The sequence below is a fragment of the Deltaproteobacteria bacterium genome, assembly GCA_021737785.1.
In the GTDB taxonomy this organism is placed as follows: domain Bacteria; phylum Desulfobacterota; class DSM-4660; order Desulfatiglandales; family Desulfatiglandaceae; genus AUK324.
On record JAIPDI010000021.1, the window covers coordinates 1 to 21,754 of the forward strand.

Annotated in this window: 19 protein-coding genes, 1 tRNA gene and 1 pseudogene; 10 read left to right on the top strand and 11 right to left on the bottom strand. The window is 53.6% G+C overall.

Annotated elements, in window-relative coordinates; genetic code table 11:
* Window positions 1–582: 582 nt before the first annotated feature.
* The 3 genes from K9N21_11675 to K9N21_11685 all read right to left on the bottom strand — a co-directional run bounded on the left by K9N21_11675 (window position 583) and on the right by K9N21_11685 (window position 4,459).
* A complete protein-coding gene (locus tag K9N21_11675; protein ID MCF8144568.1) occupies window positions 583–2,214 on the bottom strand; it encodes a hypothetical protein in 1,632 nt (543 codons plus the stop codon).
* Window positions 2,215–2,221: 7 nt separating this feature from the next.
* Window positions 2,222–3,373: a transporter gene (locus K9N21_11680; GenBank protein MCF8144569.1), complete on the bottom strand. Its 1,152-nt coding sequence runs from the start codon at window positions 3,371–3,373 to the stop codon at window positions 2,222–2,224.
* Window positions 3,374–3,457: 84 nt separating this feature from the next.
* Complete coding sequence (locus tag K9N21_11685) at window positions 3,458–4,459, bottom strand: hypothetical protein (GenBank protein ID MCF8144570.1); 1,002 nt, start codon at window positions 4,457–4,459, stop codon at window positions 3,458–3,460.
* Between the two features lie 254 nt (window positions 4,460–4,713).
* Between K9N21_11685 and K9N21_11690 the strand changes: the two genes are divergently transcribed.
* The 7 genes from K9N21_11690 to dnaB all read left to right on the top strand — a co-directional run bounded on the left by K9N21_11690 (window position 4,714) and on the right by dnaB (window position 10,563).
* Complete coding sequence (locus tag K9N21_11690) at window positions 4,714–5,673, top strand: GDP-mannose 4,6-dehydratase (protein MCF8144571.1); 960 nt, start codon at window positions 4,714–4,716, stop codon at window positions 5,671–5,673.
* Window positions 5,674–5,687: 14 nt separating this feature from the next.
* Window positions 5,688–6,773, top strand: a complete 1,086-nt coding sequence (gene gmd / locus K9N21_11695; protein MCF8144572.1) for a GDP-mannose 4,6-dehydratase — start codon at window positions 5,688–5,690, stop codon at window positions 6,771–6,773.
* Window positions 6,774–6,945: 172 nt separating this feature from the next.
* Complete coding sequence (rpsF, locus tag K9N21_11700; protein MCF8144573.1) at window positions 6,946–7,353, top strand: 30S ribosomal protein S6; 408 nt, start codon at window positions 6,946–6,948, stop codon at window positions 7,351–7,353.
* Window positions 7,340–7,624: a 30S ribosomal protein S18 gene (gene rpsR, locus K9N21_11705; protein ID MCF8144574.1), complete on the top strand. Its 285-nt coding sequence runs from the start codon at window positions 7,340–7,342 to the stop codon at window positions 7,622–7,624. The genes rpsF and rpsR overlap by 14 nt, the downstream gene beginning before the upstream one ends.
* 72 nt (window positions 7,625–7,696) lie before the next feature.
* Entirely contained in the window at window positions 7,697–8,644 is a 948-nt protein-coding gene (locus K9N21_11710) for a YybS family protein (protein MCF8144575.1), read from the top strand.
* 16 nt (window positions 8,645–8,660) lie between these two features.
* Entirely contained in the window at window positions 8,661–9,128 is a 468-nt protein-coding gene (gene rplI, locus K9N21_11715) for a 50S ribosomal protein L9 (GenBank protein MCF8144576.1), read from the top strand.
* Between the two features lie 70 nt (window positions 9,129–9,198).
* On the top strand, window positions 9,199–10,563 hold the full coding sequence (gene dnaB / locus K9N21_11720) for a replicative DNA helicase (protein MCF8144577.1): 1,365 nt from the start codon (window positions 9,199–9,201) through the stop codon (window positions 10,561–10,563).
* A 363-nt stretch (window positions 10,564–10,926) separates the two neighbouring features.
* On the opposite strand, the gene K9N21_11725 is transcribed toward dnaB, so the two are convergent.
* The 8 genes and pseudogenes from K9N21_11725 to K9N21_11760 form a co-directional block, all read right to left on the bottom strand.
* Window positions 10,927–11,991, bottom strand: a complete 1,065-nt coding sequence (locus K9N21_11725) for an FAD:protein FMN transferase (protein MCF8144578.1) — start codon at window positions 11,989–11,991, stop codon at window positions 10,927–10,929.
* Between the two features lie 79 nt (window positions 11,992–12,070).
* A pseudogene (locus K9N21_11730) lies at window positions 12,071–12,937 on the bottom strand (Fe-S cluster domain-containing protein).
* 127 nt (window positions 12,938–13,064) lie between these two features.
* Window positions 13,065–14,030 carry an NADH-quinone reductase gene (locus tag K9N21_11735; GenBank protein MCF8144579.1) on the bottom strand — a complete coding sequence of 322 codons (966 nt, stop codon included), beginning with the start codon at window positions 14,028–14,030 and terminating at the stop codon, window positions 13,065–13,067.
* Entirely contained in the window at window positions 14,027–14,653 is a 627-nt protein-coding gene (gene rsxE / locus K9N21_11740; GenBank protein ID MCF8144580.1) for an electron transport complex subunit RsxE, read from the bottom strand. The genes K9N21_11735 and rsxE overlap by 4 nt, the downstream gene beginning before the upstream one ends.
* Before the next feature lie 115 nt (window positions 14,654–14,768).
* Window positions 14,769–15,683 (bottom strand): FMN-binding protein, encoded by a 915-nt coding sequence (locus K9N21_11745; GenBank protein MCF8144581.1) that lies wholly within the window; start codon window positions 15,681–15,683, stop codon window positions 14,769–14,771.
* 2 nt (window positions 15,684–15,685) lie between these two features.
* Entirely contained in the window at window positions 15,686–16,858 is a 1,173-nt protein-coding gene (locus K9N21_11750) for an RnfABCDGE type electron transport complex subunit D (protein MCF8144582.1), read from the bottom strand.
* Complete coding sequence (gene rsxC / locus K9N21_11755; protein ID MCF8144583.1) at window positions 16,774–18,093, bottom strand: electron transport complex subunit RsxC; 1,320 nt, start codon at window positions 18,091–18,093, stop codon at window positions 16,774–16,776. Before rsxC ends, K9N21_11750 begins: the two co-directional genes overlap by 85 nt.
* 43 nt (window positions 18,094–18,136) lie before the next feature.
* Complete coding sequence (locus K9N21_11760; GenBank protein ID MCF8144584.1) at window positions 18,137–19,114, bottom strand: bifunctional riboflavin kinase/FAD synthetase; 978 nt, start codon at window positions 19,112–19,114, stop codon at window positions 18,137–18,139.
* A gap of 229 nt (window positions 19,115–19,343) precedes the next feature.
* On the opposite strand from K9N21_11760, the gene K9N21_11765 reads away from it, so the two are divergent.
* From K9N21_11765 to K9N21_11775, 3 genes are all read left to right on the top strand, one after another.
* A tRNA-Leu gene (locus tag K9N21_11765) sits at window positions 19,344–19,430 on the top strand.
* Between the two features lie 440 nt (window positions 19,431–19,870).
* Window positions 19,871–20,038, top strand: a complete 168-nt coding sequence (locus K9N21_11770; GenBank protein MCF8144585.1) for a hypothetical protein — start codon at window positions 19,871–19,873, stop codon at window positions 20,036–20,038.
* A 349-nt stretch (window positions 20,039–20,387) separates the two neighbouring features.
* Window positions 20,388–21,725, top strand: a complete 1,338-nt coding sequence (locus K9N21_11775; protein ID MCF8144586.1) for an HDOD domain-containing protein — start codon at window positions 20,388–20,390, stop codon at window positions 21,723–21,725.
* Window positions 21,726–21,754 lie beyond the last annotated feature (29 nt).

Below are 21,754 nucleotides of genomic sequence, written 5' to 3' on the forward strand. Positions count from 1 at the left end.
CAAGGAGACTGGAAATGCAATGCTCAGAATCCGCTGTGCGATATACAATGGGACCTACCAAAAGGTCTTCGAGAAGTACAAAAATGGCCAGCTTCCACTTTAGCCATCAATTTTTGTTAACAAACCGGTAATGCTCCCACGGGTATCGTACCTTATGGGGCAGACATGGGCGGTTGTGTTCCTTACGGGGATTTGCTTTTTGAAAATAACTATCTGCGCGATCATTTGGATTTTTACGATATTTGCACGAACAGTTATTATCCCAACGCCCCCACCAACATGACCTTCATTGATAATGTGAAGGTATCCGCCAGCGATGAGGTGCCGGCATGGATACTGGAATCCGCAGGAAGGCAGTAATTGCAGTTGTTGGCCGGCTACCCCGTTTCTTTCTGCCTGCCGGACGGGCATGGATGCCGCCGGAGCCAAGCCTCTTGTCCAGGGCGCCTTGCTCCTAACGACGTTCCCTGTGGTGGTGGCGGCACTTTACTTCTCCTCAACCCCTGAAGTTTCTGTCGGCGCCCATATCGGGATCATATACACCATTACACCATCGTTGGTGTTACACACCCTCTCCCAGGTTCATGGGGTCTTAATCGATCTGGAATCCCTTGCGAGCATGAGATAAGAAACTTGGGCGTTGGAATTATAATAAGAAACAAAACGGTCGATTTCTTCGGCCCGGTGTTCCAGTAGATTTTGAGCCCAGCGGAAGCCGATCGGCTGAAACAGCAATCGGACCTCTAGGTTGAGAGGACCGGAATCATTGGCAACGGGAATCGAGTAAAGAACGAGATCCCTTCCGCCCGTGAAATCCAGATCGCGGATCGCTTTACCCTGAACCGCGATATCCGGACCGGCGATGTGTTTATCGAAGCCTTGGGGCAGAAGACGATTGTCTTTGATAAAGCGGATGGCTTCCAGAAGACCGGTGGTTATCCTGCCATCGGGGGTCGCCATGACAGGTTCATAGATCTGGACCTGATCTTCATCATCGATACGGGTGTAGTGCGTTTCGTATTGTCCTTTGTCGGCATCGTTGTCATTACCGGTAATGGACCCATCAACCCGGAGCCCGCCTGATTCGAACATAACCCGTCCCTTGTGGTCCCGCGCAATAAAGTGGATCCACATCCGTCTTGAAGGGTAGGCCGTCGGCAGTTTATGGCCGGAAAGATTGGTCACCTCCACCAGCACCTGCATGCGTCCGTTTTCCACGCTCGTTTCTTTGATTAAGATGCGTGCAGCCTGTGCCTGCAGAAATGAAAACGTGTCCATGGCGGTGTCTGAGAGATCCTGGGGTGAGGCGGTCACCTTCAGGTCTGCGCGATGACGGTTCAACAGATAGAGCATGAAAAAATTGCCGCCCCGGAAGACGTGCCTGGAGAAATCTTTCCTCGGCTGTCCCAATACCGACGTAATTGCCATGGGGTGGTTGAGTTGGGGCATATGACAGCTCTGGCAGCTTTGGGTGTCCACATAGGCGCCGTGTCGCCACTCAAGAAAAGGCACCTGTTCAGGGAGTGTGCCGATGACCTCTCCCTCCGGTCCGAGGGTGCGGGTATACAGCGTATGACAGGAAGCGCAGAACGCCGATTCCCGCAAATGGACGGCCCGGGTGGGAATGAACCGGGCTGCCGAGCGCATGACTTCTGTGCGGCCCACGTCAACATCGTAAGGCCCGAAGATTGCGCGATCATCCAAAGGCGTTCGCTGGTCCACGACAAACCCCGCGGTAAAGCCTTCCCGGGTGCCAAGTTTTTCAGCCTGGATTTGATGGCACATGGTGCAGGACACGCCGTCTGCGGCCAGACGATCCAGCGGCATGGGGGTCGCAAGAACCGGAAGGTGTGCAAACACCCCGCCCTTCACCCCTTGCGCGTTGGATTGATGGCGGGACATCGGCATGTGGCAGGCGGCGCATTCATCCTGGATGTGTTGCGCGGCCTTTGAATGCATGAGGGTTTCGCGCCTGACGGAAGCCTGCCAGTAGGGATCACGTGAGGAATGGGCCATGATGGACGCCTGCCAGTCGGACCCGATGGAAACGTCCTTCCCGGATGAAGTGAGCAGCCCGTTGTGGCAGGCAAGACATCGATCCGCTGTTTCATAAAGCAGCGGAACGGGGTTCCGGGCGGCCCCCCCGGCCGTGAGGGCGGATACGGCGAGAATCAATACAAATAAGGACAATCCTATTCCGATGGGTTTCGTCATATCCTGTCTACCATCCCTCGAAAAAACCGCCGTCGAACCAATCCCAGAGGAGATAGGCACCAAACTGCACTTTACGAACGTCCGTGTTGTTCATCGGAACGCGGAACCCCAGGTTCAGCCTCACGTGCTGGCGCCGGCTGAGGGTCACCTGGAGCTGAGGCGCCAAATCCCAGTTGATTTCGGAGCCGGAGGTCAGTTCCTTCGAAGACAGCACCTCGATCATGGGCGACCAGCTCCGGCCGAAACGCCCGGTGAGGAATGTGCGTCCCACCGCCACCTTTAAAAAGACCTCCTCATTCAGCTTGTCGCGGTCGAACGGGTAGGCGAAACCGGCCTGGGTGTGCAGGAAGAAGTCCTTTGGCAGGATCTGACCGTATGCGAGATAGGGCTCGACCACGGTGGTATCGTTCCCGAAGTCTTTGTCTTTGTCACCTGTGGGAAAGAAGACCTCCCCGCCCAGGGAAACAATGGAACCGCTTTCCAGGCTGTGAAACATCACCCGCTTGAAACCGATGCCGATATCCCCCAGACCGGACGTCCATCCGGTGTCTCCGTCACGCGACATCCGTTGTTCGCTCCATCCGAAAGGGAGGATGAATTCCAACTGATTGCGGGCGCCCAATCGTTTTTCATAAACCAGCTCCCAAGCAATCCTGTCCCGGCCTTCAGTATCCGCAAAGGCGTAGAGGACCGCTTCATCTTCCGGATACGCCTTGGTGGTGAAGAGCGGGGTGGGCAGGTTCAGCTCCCCCCGGGGCCAGGTTTTGTCTGGACAGAAGGTCCGAATGTGGTCGAGGATCTTTTGACTCTGCTCTATGGTCAGGGCGGCGCCGAAGGCGGGCATCATCCGTTCAAAGGCCCGGGCCGGTCCGCCTTTTTCGGTCACGGCGATCCAATCCGTATCCGCTTCTCTCGGGGCGAATCTGCAATCCGTGAAATCCGGCAGGGGGGTATCGAAGCCGACACGGCTCGGGGAGGCGCCCGCGCCATCACTCCCATGGCAGGCCGCGCACGCTTTTTCGTAGAGATCCCGACCGGATTCAGCTTGGCTGAGCTGCTGATGATCACTCCCGGTTGCCGCGGATAGAACGGACAAAATGACCGCGAAACCAGCGAGAATGAAAAAACAGAGCGGCCGAATGATATGTTGACGGTCCATGAGTTTTTCCGTTTCAATAATTTCGTGGATAACTGCCTTTAAAATTCTAGCATAGTCCGATGGCATTTTTCATCAGCAAAACCCCTACATCTTGTTCCCCGGACGCGCCATTTCATGGAGAATCCGGCGGTACAATCTGTAATTGGCAAACGGAATGTTACTGCGCGGCCGGTCATCCAGACAGGGAAGGTAGTGACCGCCTGCAAGCAGTTCCGGCACGGTTTGTTCCACGGCGTTTTGCACGGCCGTCTCATCCCTGGACAATGCAGTTGCGTCAATCCCGCCGATCAGTGCCACGTCAGATCCAAATTGACGACGAAGTTCGGGGTATGCCATGCCTGCAGTTGTGATGGTGCTTATCCAGAGGCCGTTGATGCCGGCATGGATGAGAGAAGGCAAGAGCGGGGTCAGATCGCCGCCTGTGGTGCAAAGAATGCGAAGGGGAATATCATATTTTTTCAGGAGATCAATGATCTTCCGGTAGCCCGGTACGGCGAAACGCTCGAACATGCCGGGAGAAATCACCGGACCCATGTTATATGCAATGGGTTCATAAAACGAGGCATAATCCACCGACACTTTTGAAAGCACCCTCTCAAGGCAGACGCAGTAAAAATCCGTGGTCCTGTCAACAAGGTCTTCCACTATCTGCGGCCGTTCAATAAGCGCGACGCAGGCAGCCACCAGAGAATCCCAGTCTCCCACCCCCAACATCTGCAAGAGACCGCCCCCGGAAGCATCCACATAAACCACCCGGCCCTCCCGGCGGAGGCGTCGGCTTCGTTCCACAAAACCCTTTTCATAACGGGACTGTTGGTCCGGGTTGTAGTGTTTCTCAAAAGACGAGGGGTCGTCGAGAAGGTCCGGTGCTTTTTGGTAAAATGGATAGCTGCGGAGCATGAGTCCGACTGAATGGTGTGCCTCAAGATCAAAATATTCTTCAAAGGACGCAGTTCGGGGGAATCCCTCACGACGCCATCGTTTCAGGGTGTCTTCATCAGGCTCAAGATCGAAAAACGGAAACCTGTCAGCCCTACGGCCCAACAGGGTTCCCAAGAATCTTTGTCTCTGGCTGATTCCAAGCATTATCCCCCCCGGCGAGTTCTTAAGAGGTGAGTAACCCCTACATATATCGTTTCAAGATGGATGGCGGACAAACACCATTTTTTAATGGGTTAAAAGCAAGATAAGCTATTTTGCATATTTTATCAATCAGGGACCCGATAGGAGGCCCGGTCAAATAGCAGCATTCAATTGACAAGCGTACCAAAGAAGGGTATTGATCTCCCTATGATTTTTATAGGTATGCCAATATTTACCCGACGGCAGGCGTGCAGGTGATGAAAAAGACGGCCCTGATATTGGGCATTTCGGGACAGGATGGGTCCTATTTAGCTGAATTGCTTCTGGAAAAGGGCTACCGGGTGGTGGGCTCTTCCCGGGATGCCCAGATGTCTCAGTTTTCAAATTTGATTCGATTGAACATCAGGGACCGGGTGGAGGTGGAATCGGCCTCTCTAAACGATTTCCGGAGTGTCCTGCAGATCCTGAAGAAGGTCCGGCCCGATGAGGTCTATAACCTTGCCGGCCAGAGTTCGGTCGGCCTTTCATTTGATCAGCCGGTGGAATCCTTTGAGAGCATCAGCATCGGAACCCTCAATCTCCTGGAAGCCATTCGCTTTTTGGAGGTGCCCATCAAGATCTATAATGCGGGGTCCAGCGAATGTTTCGGCAATACGGACGGTCACCCGGCCGATGAACAGACGCCTTTTCGCCCCAGGAGCCCCTATGCCGTTGCAAAGGCCGCCGCCTTCTGGCAGATGGCCAACTACCGGGAGGCCTACGGCCTTTTTGCCTGCTCGGGTCTCTTGTTTAACCATGAATCCCCCCTAAGGCCCCGGCGGTTCGTCACCCGTAAAATCGTCAGCGCAGCCTGCCGCATTGCAAAAGGGGAGGGTGAAACGGTTGAGCTGGGGAACATCTCTGTGGAGAGGGACTGGGGCTGGGCCCCGGAATATGTGGAAGCCATGTGGCGGATGCTTCAGCAGGACACCCCGGACGACTATGTCATTGCCACCGGAGAAACCCACCGGCTGGAGGATTTCATTGAAAGTGTTTTCACGGTCCTGGGCCTGGACTGGCGGGATCATGTAAAAACAGACGAGGCCCTTTTCAGGCCCACAGATATTCTTACCGTGAGGGCGAATCCGGCCAAGGCGCAGCAAAAATTAGGATGGTCGGCCAGGTACCGGATGCGGGATGTGGCAAGGATGATGGTGGCGGCGGAGAGGGCGGAATAGAGATGGGAGAGATTATGAAACGGGCGCTGATTACAGGAATTACCGGCCAGGATGGGGCCTATCTGGCCGGGTTGTTATTAAAAAAAGGCTACGAAGTCCACGGTATTAAGCGGCGGGCATCGCTCTTCAATACAGATCGGATCGAACACCTTTACCAGGACCCTCACGAATCAGACAGAAAATTCGTCCTCCATTACGGAGACCTGACCGATTCCACGAATCTCATCCGGATCATCCAGCAGGTACAACCCGATGAAATCTATAATCTGGCGGCCCAGAGCCATGTCAAGGTCTCTTTCGAGACGCCGGAGTATACGGCCAATGCCGATGCCCTGGGGGCCCTTCGCCTGCTGGAGGCGATCCGTATTCTGGGACTGGAAAAAACCACCCGATTCTATCAGGCATCCACCTCCGAACTCTACGGGCTGGTGAGGGAGGTCCCCCAGAATGAAAAAACGCCCTTTTATCCCAGGTCGCCCTATGCCGTGGCCAAACTGTATGCCTATTGGATTACTGTGAACTACCGGGAGGCCTACGGCATTTTCGGATGCAACGGCATCCTGTTCAATCATGAATCTCCTCTTCGCGGGGAGACGTTCGTGACCCGAAAGATTACCCGTGGCCTGGCGAGAATCAAGCTCGGGTTTCAGAAGTCCATCTATCTGGGGAACCTGGACGCGAAACGGGATTGGGGCCATGCACGGGATTATGTGGAGCTCATGTGGTTGATGCTCCAGCAGGAGAAGCCGAAGGACTATGTGGTGGCCACAGGAATACAGCGTTCGGTGCGGGACTTTGTCAATGTCGCGGGGAAAGAATTGGGATTTGATATCCGCTGGGAAGGGGAAGGCCTGGAGGAAAAGGGGTATGATCAGAAGACCGGCCGGTGTATGGTGGCGATTGATCCGAGGTATTTCCGGCCGACTGAGGTAGAGTCCCTTCTCGGGGATGCCAGCCTGGCAAGAACGGAGCTCGGCTGGGCCCCGAGGATATCATTTACCGAAATGGTCGCTGAGATGGCGGCCCAGGATCTCAGGGAGGCGGAGCGGGATTCACTCTGCAGCCGGGAGGGGTTCACCGTGCGAAATTTTTTTGAATAGCCCGGAAAATTAATATCTTGACATTACGGAGGTTCGCCGCTATTATTAACAGTTTAATTAATTGGCTCCTTGTCCCTGTAATCCGATCTGCAGACCGAAAATTCGCCTGAAACCGGTTTAACGGGACCAATACAATCCTAATCAGGAAAAAGGCCGAAGGGAGAGAACACGTATGCGGTATTATGAGACCCTCTACATCATCAATCCCGATCTGACGGACGATGAGTATCGAGATGTCGTCGCCAAGATGAATACCCTGGTGGAAAAAGAAAAGGGTGTCATTACCAAGGTTGAGGAATGGGGGAAGAGGACATTAGCTTATGAGGTGAAGAAGTTTGACAAAGGCTCCTATGTGCTCCTGCAGTATTGCGGGGAATCAGGCATCGTTGAACAAGTAAAACGGGAAATGACCCTGGATGACAGGGTTCTTAAGTATCAGACAATCAAGCTGAGCGATAATGCCGATCCGGAGGCCTTGAAGTCCGCGGAAGAGGGGGACAAGAAGGGCTCCGGCGAAGAGGAGAAAACCACCGAAGACGACAGTCGCACAGCGGACGAGGGAGAAAATGGCATACAATAGAGAGGGGAGCGACGACAGAGCCAGGGGGAAAAACAATAAATTCAGAAGAACCTATCACAGAAGAAAAGTCTGCAAGTTCTGTGCTGACAGCACCCTTACCATCGACTACAAGGATATCAAGAACATCAGATATTTTACGACGGAACGGGGCAAAATTACGCCGTGCCGGATTTCCGGCAATTGCGCCAAACACCAGCGGTTGCTGGCCCTGGCCATCAAGCGGGCCAGAAACATTGCCTTGTTGCCGTATACAACATCCCTTGTGAACTGATCTTGAGCCCTCGGAGATATCCTGATCCTGGCTTTTCGAGGGTTTCGGGGCTTTTGTCATTCTTGAAATCCCATGAAAACGAGTGATGTACTGGGATGTGCCGGCGGAGCAATATCTCTTCTTTTGGCATCCGTGCTGATTCCGTTTGTCGGCCCTTTTTTCAGCCTGCTGACGCCTCTGCCATTCCTCTACTATTCCACCAGATTGGGCCTTATCGAGGGCATTAAACTCACGGCGGTGGTGGTTACCGCCATCGGCCTGATTGCCTACGCCGCCGGCTATTCGCAGATTACCCTCCTGGCCTTGGAGTTCAGTGTCTTAGGAATAGGACTGGCCGAGCTTTTCAGGCGGAAACTCAGCCTCGGGAATACCATATTTCTGGGAACGCTGTTCATGCTGTTCCTCGGTCTGGGGATGCTGGTCCTAACGGGTCTGTCGAGGAACTTGGGGCCTATTGAAATGATCCTCGGCTATCTCGGGGGCCATCTCGACACCGCGGTTCAGACCTTCGAGGATGCGAACCCGGATCAGCTGAATACCCTTGAATTAAATACCTATGTCAAGGCCTTCATGGCGATCATTTCACAGATTTATCCCTCCCTTATGATCATAGGGACCGGCTTTGCACTTTGGCTGAATGTGGTTATCGCCAGACCGCTTTTCAAAATGGGGAAACTCGAGTATCCGGAGTTTATCTCCATGGACCGATGGCAGGCGCCCGACCACTTGGTCTGGGGTCTGATCGGTGCAGGTTTTGCTTTATTTTTGGCATCAGAAAGCATACAATTTTTAGCGCTCAACGCCCTGATTGTCATATTGGCCATATATTTATTTCATGGGCTCTCTATTATTATATTCTTTTTGAACAAGTATCGCGTTCCTTCCTGGATCAGGCTCGGCATCTATTTTTTGATCATTGTTCAGCAGCTTTTTCTGGCCGTGCTGACCTTTGCCGGGCTGTTTGACCAATGGATTGATTTCAGGAAAATCCACAGGAGGGCGGATAGTCAACCCACGTGATGGAGGAGATATTTAAATGGAAGTGATTCTACGGCAGGATATGGATGAATTGGGCTTGGAAGGGGATATTGTCAATGTTGCGAATGGGTATGCGCGCAACTATCTGGTCCCCAGAGGATTTGCACTTCAGGCCACCCCTCAAAACATGAACGCCCTTGAGCTTCAGCGGAAAAAAATCGAAGTGAAGCGGCTGAAAGGGAGAGAGGTCGCCGAAAAGCTAAAAGAAAAGATGGCCGAGGTGGTCATCAATATTTCACAGAAGGCGGGCGAAGAGGGAAAACTTTACGGCTCGGTGACCACCATGGATATCGCCGCCTTGCTGGAGTCCCAAGGTATTGAGATAGACAGGCGGAAAATCAACCTGGACAAGCCGATCAAGACGGTGGGAGAATACGATATCCCGGTCAAGATCTATCCCAAAGTGACCGGGTCCATAAAAGTGATCGTTAGCCCCGAGCAAGAGCAGAAAGAGACAACCCGTTGAGAATTGCGCGGTGAGGGATTAAGGGATCAAAGGTATTTTGCCAATTAAATCCCCGGCACTTAAAGGTCCTATGCCTCAGCCAAAAGAAAAATCCCCTGTTTCCCATCTGAAGGTCCCACCCCACAATGTGGAGGCTGAACAGGCCATATTGGGCGGCATCTTAATTAACAATGACGCCATGAACCAGATTGTGGAGATCCTCTCCCTGGACGATTTTTACAGGGAGGCCCACGTTGCCCTTTTCGATGGAATGACCCTGTTGTACCAGCGTGGCGAGCCGATAGATATCATTACCCTTTCCGAGATCCTTACACAGAAAAAGACCTTGGAAAAGGTGGGGGGTACCGATTATCTGGCCCTCCTGGTCCAGGCGGTATCCACCTCGGCAGGCATTGTTTACCACGCTGAGATTGTCAGAAACCTGGCGGTTCGGCGGCGACTGATCAGCCAGTGTTCCACCATCTCCGAACTCTGCTTTCAGAACCAGGAAAGTACCGCGGATCTTCTTGAAAAGGCCGAGCAATCCATATTTGATATTGCCGAGAATCAGATTCGGGAAGGGTTTCAAAGCCTGAAGCAGGTCATTGACGGGAGTTTCAAGAAGCTTGAAAGCGCGGCCCAATTTGAAGGATATGTGACCGGCGTTCCCACTGGGTTCGAGCAATTGGATCGTCTGACCGCCGGGCTCCAGCCTTCAGACCTGATCATTGTTGCAGGCCGGCCGAGCATGGGAAAGACGGCCCTGGCCCTGAACATCGGCTACAACGCCACCAAGAAGACCGGGAATGTGGTCGCTGTGTTTTCGTTAGAGATGTCCCGGCAGCAGTTGGGCATCCGGCTGTTGGGTCTTGATGCAGGGATAAACGCCACAAAGCTGAGGACCGGCAGCCTGAGGGGTGACGACTGGCCCCGCCTCACCGAATCCGCCGACCGGTTGTCAGAGCTGCAGATATTTATAGATGATACCTCTGCCATCAGTGTGCTCGAAATGAAGGCCAAATGCAGACGGCTGAAGAAACGCGCCGATCTGGGGCTGGTCATCGTCGACTATATGCAGTTGATCCAGGGGCGCAGATCGGCGGAGTCCAGGCAATTGGAGATGTCGGAGATATCCAGATCGTTGAAAGGGTTGGCCAAAGATCTTAATGTTCCCGTGATAGCCCTGTCCCAGCTGAACCGGAAAGTCGAAGACCGGCCCAACAAGAAGCCCCAGCTGGCGGACCTCAGAGACAGCGGGGCCATTGAACAGGATGCGGATGTGATTGCATTTATCTACAGGGATGAGATTTACAATCCCAATGCAGAAGAAAACAGGAATATTGCCGAGATCATCATCGGAAAGCAGAGGAACGGCCCTACCGGTTCTTTCAAACTGACCTTTCAAAAGGAACTGACGCGTTTCAGAAATTACACCCAAGAGGATGTGCCGATGTAAGGAGGTCCCGGTAAATCTTCATGGGGTGCATGCCCCGATCCCCGATTCCCTAAGGCGGCCTGACGGCCGCAACCAAACAGGTTTCACCTCAGTCCCAGAAGCGTTCCGGACGCCCGTGGGTGTCTCTGCCTCCCGCCCAGCAGGCGGGACAAAAACCGAATACAGCTCCTGGGGACGGCAGCAGGGCTTAACAATACAGTCTGTTCCAGCCCCAAGTACAGCCTTTCATGGGACGGTATGTCCTTGCTGCCTTTACATAAACATTATCCGGAGCCCGGGGGCGGCCGCCGAACCATACGACCTCATTTTAGTACAGCTCTTGGGCAGAGACCCCTACGGGCGACAAAGAGTCTAAGGCCGCCGTCAAACCTGTGCGCTCTTCCATCCCGCCGAGGTGATTTTCCGATTTCCCTTTGTCACCACGAGAGATTCGCATCCCGGACGTGAGTTGATGAAGCGGGTGCCGCGCTCGGGCGTCATGACAAATACCGTAGTGGAGAGGGCGTCCGCCTCCATGGCCGTGTCCGCCACGACCGATACGCTGGTGCTTTCTTCAGGCGATCGTCCGGTGTGGGGATCCACGATATGGTGGAACAGCTTCTCTCGGTCAAAATAGATCTCATAGTTTCCGGATGTGGCAACCGCCCCGCCTGCCAGATGAATGACGTCGGGATATTGGTTTTTCTTGCGGGGATCCTGTACCGCGATGGTCCACGGCTTGCCGTCACGCCTGCAGCCCGCGGTCCGGATGTCTCCGCCGGCATTGATCAGGTGGTTGGTGATCCCGTTTCGGGAGAGAACCCCCGATGCCCGATCCACGATATATCCCTTTGCAATGCCGTCCAGCGTAATGCCCATGCCCGGCCGTTTGAAACGAACCGTACGTCCGGTGATTTCGATGTGGGATGCATTGACCAGCCGGATGGCTTTTTCCAGCTCTGAGCTGGAGGGGGGCACGGGGTTGCCATCGGAAAATTTCTCTTTAAACAGGTCTACCAGCGGTTTCACAGAGATGTCAAAGGCCCCGTTGCTGATACGATAATAGTCCAGCGACCTGGCAACCACCTCAGCCACCTCAGGGGGCATATCTTTCAGAAGCCCTTCCCGGTTGAGCTGGGCAATGGCGGTTGTCTGGTCAAAACGGCTGATGTCCCGCGACAGCCGATCAATCTCTAGGAAGGCCTCTCCCATGGCCGCTTCGGCCTGGTCCCTCGAGGCGTGCAGGAGGGTCATGGAGACGAAGGTTCCCATGGCCAACCGTGTCTTGGATACTTTATAGAGCTTGCGGTTAAACCGTACGGCCTCGGCCCCTGTCGGGATAACAACGGCGGCAGAAGCAAGGCCGATACCGAGAACTCCCGAAAGCTTCAAAAAAGACCTTCGATCCATGGTTCCCGATGCATGATGCAAGCGCTCATTTCTTTTCATTTTGTATTCCTCCATAATCCTGATGCCCCTGATTGTGGGAGTATGTCCCCTCTGACCGGGACCCCCAAATCGCCCTGTATCAGGCCGCTGCCATAGTTGTCTGCTGAACTCTTCTTTCGTCCTCGGAATAATTTCTGAAGATGCCCCTCGGGCATTTCTCCACACATATCTGGTTACACTCGGGGCCGAATTCCATACATTTCTGATGATCGATCTTAACAATGCCGTCTTCCAATGCCACTGCTTTGGCCGGGCATACCTTGACGCACATTTTGCAGGAGATACAGCCCACCTTGCAGACCTCTTTAACATCTTTTGCCGGGTCTTTGGTGCTGCACGGAACCCAGACTCTGGCCTTCAGGGGAATCAACTCTATAATCCCTTTCGGGCAGGTGCGCACACATGTCCCGCAGCCCACACAGAGACCGATATCCACCAGGGGAAAGCCGTCCTTCATGGTGATGGCGTCAAAAGGGCAGCTTTCTGCGCATTCGCCCAGGCCCACGCATGCATACCGGCATGCGTACGGTCCGCCAAAGGCCAGGGTGGCGCCGGTACACGACCCATATCCGATGTAGTTCAGCTTTTTCCGGACATCCCCCTCGATCCTGGAACAGCGGACTGCGGCGACCATGTTTTCGACGGTGGCCATCCTTTTGCCGGATATCTCGGCAACCAGTGCGGCGACTTCCGCCTTTCCGGGGAAGCAGAGGTTGGGGGGAACATCCGGATCGTTCACGACCGCTTCGGCGTATGCCTCACATCCTGCGAAGCCGCATCCGCCTCACTGGGCCCCTGCCAGGACCTCCAACACCTCTTCCACCTTGGGGTTGGCCTCCACCGCAAACTTATGGGCCGCCAGCGCCAGACCGATGCCGAAGAAGAGGCCGATACACCCCAATACGGCTAAACCGATTAACGCCATTTTGATTAGTGCCGGATCCATTCAAACTCCCTTAAAAAATGACTGAATTATCTGAATTTAAGAATGTGCCACAGACAGCATCACCGCTGCCAAGAAAATGTCTCGGATTGTCGTGCATCTACAGAAAATGCCTCAATTCCCAAATTTCTCAAAATATGGACATCCCTGAAAAGCCTAAAAATGCCAGGGCGAAAAGCCCGGCCACCACAAAGGCGATGGGAAGCCCCCGGTATGTCGGGGGGACATTGGCCAGTTCCAATCGTTCACGGACAGAGGACATCAAAAAGAGGGCGATCAAGAACCCCAGCCCCGCACCGAGGGCAAGCATCAGGCTCTCGAAGGCATTGTACGAGTTGTCCGCAAGGATCAGGGGAACGGCAATGATGATGCAGTTTGCAATAACCAGCACCAGATAGACCCCGAATGCCTTGAACAGCAGCGGATTGACCTTTCTCAATATGGTATCCACCGCCTGAACCGATAAAGAGACCAGACCGATGAAGACAACGATCTGGAGGAAGTCCAACCGGTAGGGCTTAAGCACAAACTGATAGAGGAACCAGGCCATCATGGCGCTCACCACAATGACGATGGTGAAGGTGATGCCCATGCCTACCGCGGTGGATTTTTTCTGGGATGTCCCGAAAAATACGCACAGCCCCAGGTATTTGGTAAAGACAAAGTTGTTGATGATCATGGCGCCGATGAGGATGGAGAACAGATATCCCAGGTAGACCTTCTTGACGCTGAGAATGGCTGTCCCCAGGGATTTCCCCTCAGCGGAGATATTGTCGGCCGTCAGCACATGGGGCTGATTCTGGTTGAGAGGGTCTGCGAATGACAAGATCACTGTTTTCCGGTCGGCACTGAGGGTGATATCCTGAATCTTCAATTTGATATCCGGGTCAGGTTCTTCGTAAACCGTGTAATTGGATGGATTGCCGGCCCAGGCCTCATCCACCGGTCCGGCAAATTCGATGACGATCTGATTGGCGTCTTTGAAGGCCGTCTTCTTTACAAAGCGATGCTCCTCGGTTGCGCACCCGCCAATCAGGAAGGCCCCGATAATAAGCAAAATAGCTGAAAACAGATAGTTTCGTCCGGAGATGTTCATATGCCTTTGGCCCTTCTCTTCCGGTTATAGACAAGCTCCATATAATTAAACATGGCCATCATGATCCCCACACAAAAGAACCCGGCTGCCGGGAGGACAAAGAAAAGGAGCGGTCGAACGCCCAGGACGTCATACCCGAGAAGCGTCCCCATCCCCAACAATTCCCTGACAAACCCAAGGGCCACCATCCCGAACATGAACCCGAGACCCATGCCGATCCCATCCCAGAAAGAGGCGGAAACGCTGTTTTTACAGGCGAAGATCTCCAGTCGCATGGTGATGATGGCAAAGGCCACAATCAGTTTAACGAAAATCCCCATCTCTTTGTAGGCCGCAGGCATGTACGCCGCAAGGACCAGATCAATGACCGTCACCCACGTGGCGATGGTCAGGGTATAGGTGGGGATTCTGATCCTGGGATGGATATAGTTTTTAATGGCCGCTATGGTGCAACTGGAAAAAACCTGCACAAAAAGGACGGCAATTCCCAGCATGATGCCGTTCATGACCGTGGTGCTGATTCCCACTGCCGGGCACATGGAAAGGGCCAGACGAAAAATGGGATTTTCGTTCAGAATGCCGTTGGAAATCAACTGAAAATTTGTTTTTGTAGTGGCGGGCACTGTCTTGCTCCTTGACTGAGGCGGCCTAACAGCCGCAACCAAAAAGATATTTGGTGCGCTAATGCATAGGGCACCAACTTCTCTTCATAATGCAGAGAAGTTACACCCAAAGATTCTAAAAAGCCACCGGAATGTCCTGGCTGGTGATCATCGCGTCCAGCCGGTTGATCCGGTAGGCAAACTTGCCAACCATATTCTTGACGCCGTCGGTCACCGCTTTGCTGGAGATGGTCGCCCCGGTCAGGGCATAGATGTCCTTGTCCTCATATGTGCTTCGGATGGCGTCCACCTCTCCTTGGGAAATCTGGGACCCCGTCCTTTCCCCGGCCTCCAGATACGCTTTGTATTCATCAGGGAGGGGCTCTTTGACCACATGGAGGTCCTTTACCTTTTCAAACGGCTTTCCCTGGAATTGATTCTTGAAATAGTCCTGCGTGATCTCTGCACCGAGACCCGGGTCCTCTTCATGCTCCATGATCTCAAGACCCAGGATCTCAAACGACGGATCCAGGGCCAGCATGACATGGATAAATGTCTTAAAGCCGGGGAACTCCCCGGGCAGCAGATAGGCCAACCGCTTCCCGCCTAACATGGCCACAATGGTGGCGTCTGCATACACAAACGTTTCAGGCGGTTTCAGGACTTTCTTCAGGGCGGCGGAGCGTTCTGCCGGTTCAGAGGCCTCTTCGGGTATCAAGTCGAGGGCATACTGATTCACAAACCGGCCGTCCAGATCCATCACCACAAGCTGGTACCCCACGCCGTCCCCTTTCCGTACAGGGAGCACATATCCCAGAGTGCTCGTATCGCCATCCGTGAGGATATACCTGTAGATGGTGTGCAGATTCAGATCAGAGGGGGCCGGATGGCTTTTGGTGTAGCCCAGCAACCCGAGCATGGTCTGTTGAACATTGACGTGTTCGTTGTGTTTTTTGGCCTTGTCCGTGACAATGAAAACCGAGCCCATTACCAGGGCTGCAATCAGGCAAGAAACCGTAAGACCGATGACGATGCGAATAATTTGCTTCATTGTCAGGCACCTTTTTGAGGAGCAAAACGCTTGGGTCTAAACCATCCCTCTAATGCCGGTACGAGCGGATTCATGAGCAGAATCGCATAGCAGACACCCTCCGGATATCCGCCTTTTAAACGGATTAAGACCGTCAGTGCCCCTATACCCATCCCGAAAATCAGCTTTGCCGGGGCCTGGGACGGGGAGGTGACATAATCGGTGGCCATGAAAAAGGCCCCCAGAAAAACCCCTCCCGAGAGAATGGCCAGCAGCGGATTTCCTGTAAAGAGACGCTCCCCGCCGAACACCCAGGTAAAGAACCCCACCGACACAATGACAGATACAGGGATATGCCAGGTGATATATTTTTTATACATCAGGAACAGACCGCCCATCAAAAGCAGGAGGGCGGATGTTTCCCCGATACATCCCGGTCTCCATCCCACAAAGAAATCAGCGTATATTGTGGACATGCTCCCGAATTTTTCCATCAGCGCATCCGGGCCATAATGCCGCAGCACATAAAGGGGGGTGGCCGTGGAAACCGCATCGATTCCCGATCCCATATACTTGAAAACAGCCGCGTCACGGATGGGAGGGAGCCAGGCAGAGGTGGCGGCCACGGGAAAGGTGGCCACCAGAAAGGCCCGGCCGATAAGGGCCGGGTTGAATATGTTGAACCCGATGCCCCCCAGGAGATGCTTGGCAACATAAATGGCCATTACCGCCCCCAAAATGGGGATCCAATAAGGGACCCCGGGAGGGATGACATAGGCCATCAGCAGCCCGGTGATGACAGCGCTTCCATCTTTTATGGTTATGGGCCGGTGGAGCAGCTTTTGGGAGACCGCCTCTGCCGCCACACAGCTCAAGACGCTGATGGCGGTAATAATGAGCGTCTGAATACCGAATATAAAAACAGATAAGATAAGCGGCGGCAGGAGGCAGGCCACCACCGTCCACATGATTTTTTCAACGGATTCACCGCTCTTTACGTGAGGCGATACCGAGACCGTCAGCAACGGCGAACCGACCAAAGGCGATCCACTCTCTTTTTCTACCGTTTCGATGGCACGACTCCTTAAATCAGTAAATCGGTTAACAGAAGCTACTTTTTTGCTTTCATTTTGGCCAAACGGATAAACTGGACCAGGGGGCGTTTGGCCGGACAGGTATAGGCGCAGCACCCGCATTCAAAACATTCAAATACGCCGAATTGCGATGTATCCCCTGCACGCCCCGCCTCTACATGGACGCCGATTTCATTGGGGAGAAGTCCCATGGGGCAGGCCTCCAGACACCACCCACAGCGGATGCACTGGCCGTAGGGACGGAGATCGATTTCCTTCTCGGTTAAAAAAAGGATTCCGGAGGTGGTCTTGGTAACAGGGATATCCAGGGTGGAGACGGCAAAGCCCATCATCGGGCCCCCCAGCACAATCTTGGCCAGGCCCGGCAGTGTTCCGCCCAGATAGGACACAATATCGCTGATACGGGTCCCGATTTTGACCAGGAGATTTGCCGGTCTTGCGATACCGCGACCCGAAATCGTCATAATTTTTTCGTATAAGGGCTTTTGCAGCACCACAGCGTCGTAAATCGCCTTGGCGGTTCCCACATTCTGGACGATGACGCCTACATCAAAAGGGAGCCCGAAACCGGGGACCTTACGGCCGGTAATACTCTGTATCAACTGTTTTTCCGATCCCTGAGGGTATTTGACCTTCAGGGGCGATACCGTTACATTGAAATCGTTGGACGCCTCGGCGCAGGCGGTTTTCATGGTTTCGATGGCGTCAGGTTTGTTGGCTTCAATGGCGATTTGGCATTCTTTAATGCCCAGGATGCGCAAAATGATCTTGGCCCCTTCAACCACCTTTTCAGGTTGCTCGAGCATGAGGCGATGATCAGCGGTCAGATAGGGCTCGCATTCAGCGCCATTGAGGATGAGGGTGTCCACCTTTGCGGCGGGAGGCGGGGAGAGCTTAACATGGGTGGGAAACCCGGCCCCCCCGATTCCCACGATCCCGGCATTCTTGACCCGATCCAGCAGTTCATCCTTTGAAAGTGCCTGCCAGTCAGATTCCGGCCATTCCCTCGGTGGGGCCTCGGTATCTGTCTGGATAACGACGGCCGGGGCCTTTACTGCAATGGGATGGGCCGATGCACCGATTGTCTTCACGGTCCCGGTGACGCTGCTGTGGATAGCGGCCCCAAGGCCCTTTTCCACAACTCCTATGACATCCCCTTCGGCAACCTGGTCTTTCTTCTTGACCAACGGCGTACAGGGGGCGCCGAAGTGCTGATTGAGAAGAATCTCCACGTCTTCGGGTATGGGCAGGGTTTCAACTGCCAGATGTTCTGTGAGGTCCTTTCCCTCGGGTGGATGGATCCCCCCTTTCGGAAAGGTAAGCAGTGATTTATTCATATTTCCACGCGACCTAATCGGAAGGTTGATTCGGATAAGGTAATTAAGAGCTTTTCCTATAGCCAGACGAAAAGGGCTTTGTCAAGTCATTTCCACTGGAACCAAAAACTTTTCCGGCCTCGAGAATATCCTCCCTGATCTGAAGAGACAGATCCTTTACCGACCCGAAGGGCCGTTCATCCCGTAATCGTTCGATGAACTGGATGCCGATCTGCTTTCCAAGCAAATCTCCATCAAAATTAAGAAGATGGGTCTCCACCGAAAACGGACCTTTGCCAAAGGTTGGATTAAAGCCGATGTTGGTCACACCGTTATAGGTTTGATGGTCCACTATTACATGGACGGCATAGACGCCCAGCTTGGGAACCAATTCGTCAATCAGCTCGATATTGGCAGTGGGAAACCCCAGGAGCCGGCCCCCCCTGTTTTTCCCCCTGACCACGGTCCCGCAGACCTGATAATCTCTCCCTAACAGCTCCCTGGCCTCGGAGAGATTCCCTTCCTGGATCAGTTTCCGGATGGAAGTGCTTGAGACGAGCTTATCGCCCACATAGATGGGTTCCACCACATGGACCATAAATCCGAAGTCCTGGCCCTCTTTCTGAAGAAATTGAATATCCCCTTCCCGATCGTGTCCGAATGTGTAGTCATATCCGACAACAATCTCTTTGACCCCGATCCTCCTTACCAGGATCTCCCGGACAAAATCGTGGGCTGAAATGGCTGCAAATTCCATTGTAAAGGGGATGCAGAATACCACATCAATATTCGCCTTCTCAATCAATTTCAGTTTTTGCCGGGTCAGCGTAATCAGCCGGGGGCCGTTGCCGGGTTTGACGACCTTTATCGGATGGGGATCGAAGGTCATCAGGGCCGACTGGCCGCCTATCTGTCGAGCCCGTTCCTTGACCAGGTCAAAAAGAGCCAAGTGGCCTTTATGCACACCGTCAAAATTCCCGATGGTCAGGACCGGATTTCGAAGAGGGTGTTTCAGATTTTTCAGATCATAAATAACAGACATGACGCAATATCACGAAGATCCGATACCGGGCCCGGCCTGCAGGGCCGGTTCCGTGAGGAAACCCCCGGACCTTTTGTTTTGAATACGTTTAGATCAGAACCGGCGGTCGCGGCCCTTGTTACAGGATGACTGAATTAAACACCGGGCCGATTCGCGGCAACAAAATTTATTGACAAACGGAATCTTTTAATATAAATTCATTTTTTAAAAAGTTCAACCTCATTTTTGTGCCGAAGTGGCGGAACTGGTAGACGCGCTAGGTTCAGGGTCTAGTGGGCGAATGCCTGTGCGAGTTCGAGTCTCGCCTTCGGCACCAGATAACTACAGCGCAACCTCTTGAGGTTGCGCTTTTTCGTTCTGATTCATACCGGGTTATCTGTGGGTGCGGCTTTCAATCCACAGGAACGTCAGGAAGTCGCTGGACGAGGATCCTTTTCCCGGTTCACCGTCACAATAGGCTTGCTGCCCGGACAGGCGGTAATCGTCGAACGGGCAGAACCCGGTATGGGTCACGCGTTAACTGAAGTGAAAATATTGCCGGATTGTAATATTTCCGAAAGAGTGATGCAAGGTTCGGCTGTTATGTGTCATAAGGTCTTCGGTTCGGCGCGTTTCAGAGGATCAAAAGAGATGGACGTATTGTCGAGGACCGGAGACACGCCGGATGAATGCCGGTGTTCCTGGCTACGGCAGGGAATCTGGAGAGAAAACGTTTTGCATCGCATCCTTTGAAATACCATCCGGTAAGGAGATATCATGCCAGAAAAAAGAGAGATCGCAGAAGAGGTCTTTGCGGCCATGTTGGATCAGGCCATTGAAGATTTGAAATTAAGTGGACTGGATGCAGGAGAGATCTATTCCATTGTGGAGGAGAACTTCGGCATCGCCTATGCCCGGAGGTTCTGCACGCGTATCAAAAGGTAAGGCGTATCCCCCCTGACGGCCGGCGGTATATTCAGGGGCCTGGGTCTTGAATTTTCAGGCATGCTCCCGGTGTGTCCCGAATTTCCTGGCACGGGTCGTGCATAAAAGGTTTAAGTGCAGGAACGGACGTGAAGTCGGGCAGAGTTCGGAAATTCCGTCTCCCGGGAAACCGAAGATCCGCAACCCCCTGTTGCCTGTCTGTCATGGCCGACTTCAACCGGCATCGATCGAAAAAGAGCCCGGCACTGAATCGGAAGCGCTGTTCTCCAAACCGGACCATTGCAGAACCCGGTGTTAAGGTTGTATATAATTCAAATCATTTCAGCTACCTTCAACAGAAAGAAAGATCATGCCGTATATCCCAAGACGCTCGGTCCCTTCCGGGAATTATGTGGTCAGTGAGTGCAGGGAATTGATCCTGGAGGTTTTCTTGGGAACCTGCGTGGGCGTCTCTCTCTGTGATCGTGAGGCCGGTGTGGGAGGGTTGATTCATCTCCTCCTGCCGGAGCCCACCAGTTCGGATATATTCGATCGACCCGAGACGTATGCCTCAACCGGCCTTCCCCTCTTTCTAAAGGCACTGTATGATGCAGGGGCCTCCAGGGATAGATTAGAGGCCCGGATTGCAGGAGGCGCCCTGGTAGGGCCTGTCGCCGAGAGAGATCTGATCCTTGACATCGGCGGGCGGACCAGCGAAACCGTGGAAAGAATATTGAACCGAGAGGGGATATGGATCGGCAAGAGCGAGACAGGCGGCTATTTTTCCTGCCGTCTGAGTCTGGATTTGAGCACTCTGGAAACCCTGATTGAACCTCTGGGCAAGCCGCCCTCTCTCTCGCCGGTCACGGATTTCACAAAGCCCAGCGCAGAGCAGCTTACGCGGGTGATCCGTTCAATACAACCGATCCCTCAGATAACCCTCAAGGTCATTCGAATGCTGAATGACGACGACTGCTGCATGGGGGAGATCGCCAAAGAAATCCGTCAGGACCAGGTCCTCACCGCCAAGGTGATCAGGCTATGCAACTCTTCGTTTTTCTGCCTGAAAACAAACGCCGACTCCATTGACAGGGCCCTCGTCATGCTGGGGGAAAAGCAGTTTCTGCAATTGGTCATCTCGGCATCCATGGAAGGCTTTTTCGAGGAAACCGCACCCGGATATTCCCTGTGCAAGGGCGGCCTTCAGAAACATGCCCTCGGAACGGCGATGATTGCCGAGAAGCTGTCTCATTTTACAGGAGGTGTCCCGACCGATAACGCCTATACGGCCGGCCTGCTGCACGACATCGGAAAGGTGGTGCTGGATCAGAGCATCGCCGCCTCCTATCCCTATTTTTACCGCAGAACGCAGGAGGATGGGGTCAATCTGATTGAGCTCGAACAGGAAGTATTCGGGCTCTCTCACGCCGATGCAGGCGGCCGATTGGCCGAGACCTGGCATTTGCCGGAGAACCTTACGGACACCATCAGGCATCATCACTCTCCTGAAAAGGCATCCATTATGCCCGAACTGACCCATCTCGTCTATGTAGCGGATCTCCTCATGTCTCGTTTCCTTGTGGGGCAGGAACTGGAGCGACTGAACACCGACGGGCTTGCATCGCGGCTGAAGAGGATAGGGCTCCGGCCGGAACAGTTTCCTTTCATCGTGGACAGCATTCCCCGTCAACTCTTTCAAACCACCTGAGTCGCCCTTTCCCGGATCGCGCATAGCAA

Bases quoted from the DNA above. Each gene is read 5' to 3' on its own strand.
- K9N21_11725 (MCF8144578.1), bottom strand. From the start codon at position 11,991: ATGAAAAGAAATGAGCGCTTGCATCATGCATCGGGAACCATGGATCGA.
- K9N21_11690 (MCF8144571.1), top strand. From the start codon at position 4,714: ATGAAAAAGACGGCCCTGATATTGGGCATTTCGGGACAGGATGGGTCC.
- rpsR (MCF8144574.1), top strand. From the start codon at position 7,340: ATGGCATACAATAGAGAGGGGAGCGACGACAGAGCCAGGGGGAAAAAC.
- K9N21_11750 (MCF8144582.1), bottom strand. From the start codon at position 16,858: ATGCGGGTGCTGCGCCTATACCTGTCCGGCCAAACGCCCCCTGGTCCA.
- rsxC (MCF8144583.1), bottom strand. From the start codon at position 18,093: ATGAATAAATCACTGCTTACCTTTCCGAAAGGGGGGATCCATCCACCC.
- K9N21_11685 (MCF8144570.1), bottom strand. From the start codon at position 4,459: ATGCTTGGAATCAGCCAGAGACAAAGATTCTTGGGAACCCTGTTGGGC.
- K9N21_11710 (MCF8144575.1), top strand. From the start codon at position 7,697: ATGAAAACGAGTGATGTACTGGGATGTGCCGGCGGAGCAATATCTCTT.
- K9N21_11745 (MCF8144581.1), bottom strand. From the start codon at position 15,683: ATGAAGCAAATTATTCGCATCGTCATCGGTCTTACGGTTTCTTGCCTG.
- rplI (MCF8144576.1), top strand. From the start codon at position 8,661: ATGGAAGTGATTCTACGGCAGGATATGGATGAATTGGGCTTGGAAGGG.
- K9N21_11770 (MCF8144585.1), top strand. From the start codon at position 19,871: ATGCCAGAAAAAAGAGAGATCGCAGAAGAGGTCTTTGCGGCCATGTTG.
- K9N21_11775 (MCF8144586.1), top strand. From the start codon at position 20,388: ATGCCGTATATCCCAAGACGCTCGGTCCCTTCCGGGAATTATGTGGTC.
- gmd (MCF8144572.1), top strand. From the start codon at position 5,688: ATGAAACGGGCGCTGATTACAGGAATTACCGGCCAGGATGGGGCCTAT.
- K9N21_11735 (MCF8144579.1), bottom strand. From the start codon at position 14,030: ATGAACATCTCCGGACGAAACTATCTGTTTTCAGCTATTTTGCTTATT.
- rpsF (MCF8144573.1), top strand. From the start codon at position 6,946: ATGCGGTATTATGAGACCCTCTACATCATCAATCCCGATCTGACGGAC.
- K9N21_11675 (MCF8144568.1), bottom strand. From the start codon at position 2,214: ATGACGAAACCCATCGGAATAGGATTGTCCTTATTTGTATTGATTCTC.
- dnaB (MCF8144577.1), top strand. From the start codon at position 9,199: ATGCCTCAGCCAAAAGAAAAATCCCCTGTTTCCCATCTGAAGGTCCCA.
- K9N21_11680 (MCF8144569.1), bottom strand. From the start codon at position 3,373: ATGGACCGTCAACATATCATTCGGCCGCTCTGTTTTTTCATTCTCGCT.
- K9N21_11760 (MCF8144584.1), bottom strand. From the start codon at position 19,114: ATGTCTGTTATTTATGATCTGAAAAATCTGAAACACCCTCTTCGAAAT.